Origin of the sequence: Thiocapsa imhoffii, assembly GCF_016583985.1 — a bacterium.
Taxonomy (GTDB): Bacteria; Pseudomonadota; Gammaproteobacteria; order Chromatiales; family Chromatiaceae; genus Thiocapsa; species Thiocapsa imhoffii.
Window position 1 is genome coordinate 1 of the sequence record NZ_NRSD01000051.1, and the last position, 5,017, is coordinate 5,017.

The following is a 5,017-nucleotide window of genomic DNA, read 5'->3' on the forward strand; positions in this document are numbered from 1 at the left end:
CACCAAAACGGTAGGAGCCCGCTTGCGGGCGACCCAGGCCTCAGCAGACCACCACCCCAACCAGAACCACCCCACCCACCAAAACGGTAGGAGCCCGCTTGCGGGCGACCCGCCAACCGAGACGAACAGGATGCGGTACGTGGTGGACTGATGACAGGGTCACGCTTGGCCCACCTCGGCGCTCCCCTGCCATCGCCGGCAAGCCGGCTCCTACCGATGTTGTCGCTACCCGGATGCCCCCGATCGTCGCCATCGGGATGACCCCAACCGGTCGGAGACCGCTTGCGGGCGACCCAAGGGGTAGGAAGCCCGCTTGCGGGCGACCCAAGGCCTCAGCAGACCGCCACCCCAACCAGAACCACCCCCACCCACCAAAACGGTAGGAGCCCGCTTGCGGGCGACCCAGGCCTCAGCAGACCACAACCCCAACATGACCGCACCAACCGCGCCGTCACCCGGCTGGCGACGCCGCTCCCCCAGCGCCCTTCCGATCATCCCCACCATCAACCCGTGCCTGCACCGCCGCCAGCCAGACCTCCCCGTCCGCATCATCAAGCAGCGCCTCACCAAGCTGCTCCAGGGTCTCCGGCGCCTGAATCCGCGCTAACAGCACCGCGGCGCGCTCGGCAACATCATCGCCAAAACGACGCCGCGCTTGGCGCTGCAGCAAAGTGCGTTCGGATTCCATCCCTCGCTCCATCCCCTTGCGCATGCCGATTCGCTCGGCCGTGGTGACGTATCGCATCTGCTCCGCCTCTTCAATGGCTTGAATGGCCCGATGGTAGTCGTCCTCCAACGGCTCGGGCAATCTCATCACCCAATCGATGAAGGCATACAGACTCAACACCTCGTCGCGGCTCAGGCCACAACGGTACAAACGCCGAGTCAGCCCGATCTTGCGATCCAGCCGCGCGGCCGGGTCGCGTTTGGTCGCGGTGGCGAAGCCGCGCGATCACCCACCCAAACGGTCGGAGCCCGCTTGCGGGCGACCCGCCAACCGAGACGAACAGGATGCGGGACGTGGTGGACTGATGACAGGGTCACGCTTGGCCCACCTCGGCGCTCCACTGCCATCGCCGGCAAGCCGGCTCCTACCGATATCATCGCCATCGGGATGACCCCAACCGGTAGACATCATGGATTGAGCTGCCCGACCTCAACCAACGTGGGTTATGTGTTCGAGGTTGGGCAACCACCGACAACACAGAGCCAGGATTGAGGGGGCAGGTCATGGTCGCAATCCTTGAATCCCTCTTGCGCTACGATGTCCAAGGCACACAGCGCATCGAAGAACAAGACGTCTGGGAACTGTTCCGACAGTCAACCAGCACCGGAGACCCCACCATGCAAACCTTCATCGACCGTTACATTGAACAGGGCATGCAGCAGGGCATGCAGCAAGGCGGCGCAGCCATCCTCCTGCGCCTCATCGAACGCCGCTTCGGCCCACCCAGCGACCAAGTGCGCGAACGCATCAGCCAGGCCGATCCAAAAACCCTGCTGCAATGGTCCGATCGGATCCTCGAGGCCAAGAGTCTTGATGAGGTGCTGCACTAACGGCTTCGATGTGGGACTATGAGAGAGAACCTCGTTCGAGTGAGTCGCAAGTTGATCTCGCATCGTTGCGTTTACTCCTTCGTCAAATCTGTCACAATCAAATTGCTTACTAAAAGGTTATTTGCTTCCGTTGCATCATTTAATCTCCGCTCTATTGAGCGACACTTTCTATACAGTCTCTGAGACGTGGAATCGGCGCGAGCTGATCTCGGCGAGCTTGGGGGAAATATATCTGGAGTGCAGATGGGAAAACTGGGACGGGTACGGCGCGAGAGCGGTAACCCCAAGTGCATTCGAGGAGGCGTTGGTGCTGCTCAGCTCTCTCCCAGAGAATATACCGCTACCGGAATTCGCGGGCGAACCGGATGGCAGCATAGGCATGCAGTGGGAGAACGGTCCCAACAGGATTTTTGCGCTTAGCGTGAGCGGCAAAGGCGTTATCATTTATGCGGGGCGACTTGGCAAAGCCAGTAAAGCCCACGGCACGGAGGTGTTTAGTGATTCGCTACCTACGAGCCTTATGGGCTATCTTCACAGGCTTTTCAGCTAGATCAGAGAATTCAGACGTTGTTGACGCGTCCGAGCGTATCAGTAGATTTGTGCTGAGTAAGAGTCATGTTGTCGGTTGGCCAACTGAGTAAGGACGAACAAAAAATGATCGCAGTGGAGCTGGCTAATCAGGCAATCGCTGTGTTTCCTCCGCCCTAACCCGGTCCTGCTCTCTTACGTCCTCCCGAAGCTGGAACTTGTATCCGGCAGAGTCCGCTTCATCATGTTGGAAACAACACCATGGACGAGATCACCTCCCCGCACGATACCTTTTTTCGCGAAAGCTTCAGCCGCCGCGAGATCGCACGGGATTTCCTACGCTGGCACCTGCCGGCCGAATTGCTCGCCGAGATCCATCTCGACACGCTCGACATCAGCAAAGACACCTACGTCTCCTCCGATCTGCGCACCGCCTATTCGGATCTGGTCTATCGCGTCCAACATCGCGACGGCCCGATGAACATCTATCTGCTGTTCGAGCACAAAAGCAGCCCCGAGCACTGGACGCTGCTGCAACTGCTGCGCTACATCACCGCCGAAGGCGACCAATATCGCAAGCAACACCCCGAGGCCAAGCATCTGCCCGCGATCTACCCCTTGGTCATCTACCATGGCAAGCGTCAATGGCGTGTGCCCCGCCGCTTTCAGCAACTGGTCGGACCGCTCCCGCAGACCATGACACCCTTCGTGCCACAATTCACCTACGCCCTGGTCGACCTCTCCGCACGCACCAATGCCGAGATCAAGGGCCAAGTGCTCACGCGTCTGGTCCAACTCGCCCTGCGCTGGATCTTCGACGATCAACCCATCGAGCGCCTGCGCACGCTGCTAGCGCTGATCGAGCAGGTGCAGGACAAGAACACCGCCGTCGCAATCCTGGAATCCCTCTTGCGCTATTATGTCCAAGGCACACAGCGCATCGAAGAACAAGACGTCCGGGAACTGCTCCAACAGTCAACCAGCACCGGAGACCCCATCATGCAAACCTTCATCGACCGTTACATTGAACAGGGCATGCAGCAGGGCATGCAGCAGGGCATGCAGCAAGGCGGCGCAGCCATCCTCCTGCGCCTCATCGAACGCCGCTTCGGCCCACCCAGCAACCAAGTACGCGAACGCATCAGCCAGGCCGATCCAAAAACCCTGCTGCAATGGTCCGATCGGATCCTCGAGGCCAAGAGTCTTGATGAGGTGCTGCACTGACGGCTCCGATGTGGGACCCTAACGCGCCCTCGTCGAGACCCCCAATTGAGCGCCATTGCGGACGCCAACCAGAACCACCCCCCACCCACAGGTCGGAGCCCGCTTGCGGGCGATCCAGGCCTCAGCAGACCGCCACCCCAACATGACCGCGCCAACCGAGCCGTCACCCGGCCGGCGACGCCGCTCCCCCAGCGCCCTTCCGATCATCCGCACCATCAACCCGTGCCTGCACCGCCGTCAGCCAGACCTCCCCGTCCGCATCATCAAGCAGCGCCTCACCAAGCTGCTCCAGGGTCTCCGGCGCCTGTATCCGCGCTAACAGCACCGCGGCGCGCTCGGCAACATCATCGCCAAAACGCCGCCGAGCCAGACGCTGCAGCAAGGTGCGTTCGGATTCCATACCCCGCTCCATCCCCTTGCGCATGCCGATTCGCTCGGCCGTGGTGACGTATCGCATCTGCTCCGCCTCTTCAATGGCTTGAATCGCCCGATGGTAATCATCCTCCAACGGCTCGGGCAATCTCATCACCCACTTCCAGCCGCCGCAAAATCTCGTCAGTCGCATTGATGCCTGGCCTCTTTCGCGCCGAGCGAGGCCCTGAGGCGCTGAGCACGTATCTGCACGAATGAGCAAGACCTGCGGCGCCACCTGCTCGGTCAGTAATGGTAGCGGCAGGAGATGATCGTGAGGTACGCGTCGTCGACCGCATAAACGAGACGGTTGGTCTCGTCGACGCGACGCGACCAGAAGCCGGACAGGTTCTCGCGCAGGGCCTCGGGCTTGCCGAGACCGGTGAAGGGGGTTCGCAGGCTGTCGGCGATGAGGGCATTGAGACGTTTCAGGGTCTTGCGGTCCTGGGACTGCCAGTAGAGGTAGTCCGACCAAGCCTCGCCAGTCCACGCGAGGCGTCTAGTCATCGGGGAGTGGTCGCTCCTCGACCTCGCCGGCTCGGTACTGGGCAATCGAGCGGGCCAAATGGGTGGCATTTGCCGGGGAGCCGAGCAGATGCACGGTCTCCATCAGGCTGTTGAAGCTGTCCAGGGACATGACGACCGCCGCATCGGCGTCGCGCCTAGTGATGATAGTGTAGTCGGCATCCCGGGCCACGCGATCGAGGACGTCCTTGAGCCGGTTACGGGCGTCGGAGAAGGCGATCGTTTGCATGGGAGTGACCTGTCTGTTGGGTTGTACAAGTATGCGCGTCCCGTGCCGACGGGTAAAGCAGGGTTTGATTTCAGTCGGTGCGCCAGCACCACGCTCATGCGACTGGCCCATTCGCATTGCTCGCTTCTGCCTAAGGTGGTGGTGCCCTCGCTGATGCCACTGAAAGCCGACGATACGCCACAACAAAGCTTGACAGGTCAATCCATATCAGGAGCCCGCTTGCGGGCGACCCAAGACCTCAGCAGACCACCACCCCAACCAGAACCACCCCCACCCACAGGTCGGAGCCCGCTTGCGTGCGACCCGCCAACCGAGACGAACAGGATGCGTGACGTGGTGGACTGATGACAGGGTCACGCTTGGCCCACCTCAGCGTTCCCCTGCCATCGCCGGCAAGCCGGCTCCTACCGAGATCGTCGCCATCCGGATGACCCCGATCGTCGCCATCGGGATGACCCCAACCGGTCGGAGCCCGCTTGCGGGCGACCCAGGCCTCAGCAGACCACCACCCCAACCAGAACCCCCCCCACCCACAGGTCGGAG

7 protein-coding genes are annotated in these 5,017 nt (G+C 61.5%); 2 read left to right on the plus strand and 5 right to left on the minus strand.

The window, feature by feature from the left end:
* Positions 1–451 precede the first annotated feature (451 nt).
* The gene (locus tag CKO25_RS20225) at positions 452–847 is read right to left on the minus strand and encodes an RpnC/YadD family protein (RefSeq protein ID WP_242467782.1); all 396 of its coding nucleotides are present in this window, start codon (positions 845–847) and stop codon (positions 452–454) included.
* Positions 848–1,230: 383 nt separating this feature from the next.
* Between CKO25_RS20225 and CKO25_RS21455 the strand changes: the two genes are divergently transcribed.
* Together CKO25_RS21455 and CKO25_RS20235 are read left to right on the plus strand one after the other, a co-directional pair.
* Entirely contained in the window at positions 1,231–1,557 is a 327-nt protein-coding gene (locus CKO25_RS21455; RefSeq protein ID WP_242467783.1) for a DUF4351 domain-containing protein, read from the plus strand.
* 789 nt (positions 1,558–2,346) lie between these two features.
* Entirely contained in the window at positions 2,347–3,309 is a 963-nt protein-coding gene (locus CKO25_RS20235) for an Rpn family recombination-promoting nuclease/putative transposase (RefSeq protein WP_200389759.1), read from the plus strand.
* 163 nt (positions 3,310–3,472) lie between these two features.
* Here the strand turns inward: CKO25_RS20235 and CKO25_RS20240 are convergent, their stop codons facing one another.
* The 4 genes from CKO25_RS20240 to CKO25_RS20900 all read right to left on the minus strand — a co-directional run.
* Complete coding sequence (locus tag CKO25_RS20240) at positions 3,473–3,835, minus strand: RpnC/YadD family protein (protein ID WP_242467784.1); 363 nt, start codon at positions 3,833–3,835, stop codon at positions 3,473–3,475.
* A gap of 131 nt (positions 3,836–3,966) precedes the next feature.
* Positions 3,967–4,227, minus strand: coding sequence for a Txe/YoeB family addiction module toxin (locus CKO25_RS20245; RefSeq protein WP_200389760.1), 261 nt, complete (start codon positions 4,225–4,227; stop codon positions 3,967–3,969).
* The gene (locus CKO25_RS20250) at positions 4,220–4,474 is read right to left on the minus strand and encodes a type II toxin-antitoxin system Phd/YefM family antitoxin (protein ID WP_200389761.1); all 255 of its coding nucleotides are present in this window, start codon (positions 4,472–4,474) and stop codon (positions 4,220–4,222) included. The genes CKO25_RS20245 and CKO25_RS20250 overlap by 8 nt, the downstream gene beginning before the upstream one ends.
* A 238-nt stretch (positions 4,475–4,712) precedes the next feature.
* Positions 4,713–5,017, minus strand: a 305-nt coding sequence (locus CKO25_RS20900) for a hypothetical protein (protein ID WP_207162404.1), incomplete at its 5' end; no start/stop codon positions are given.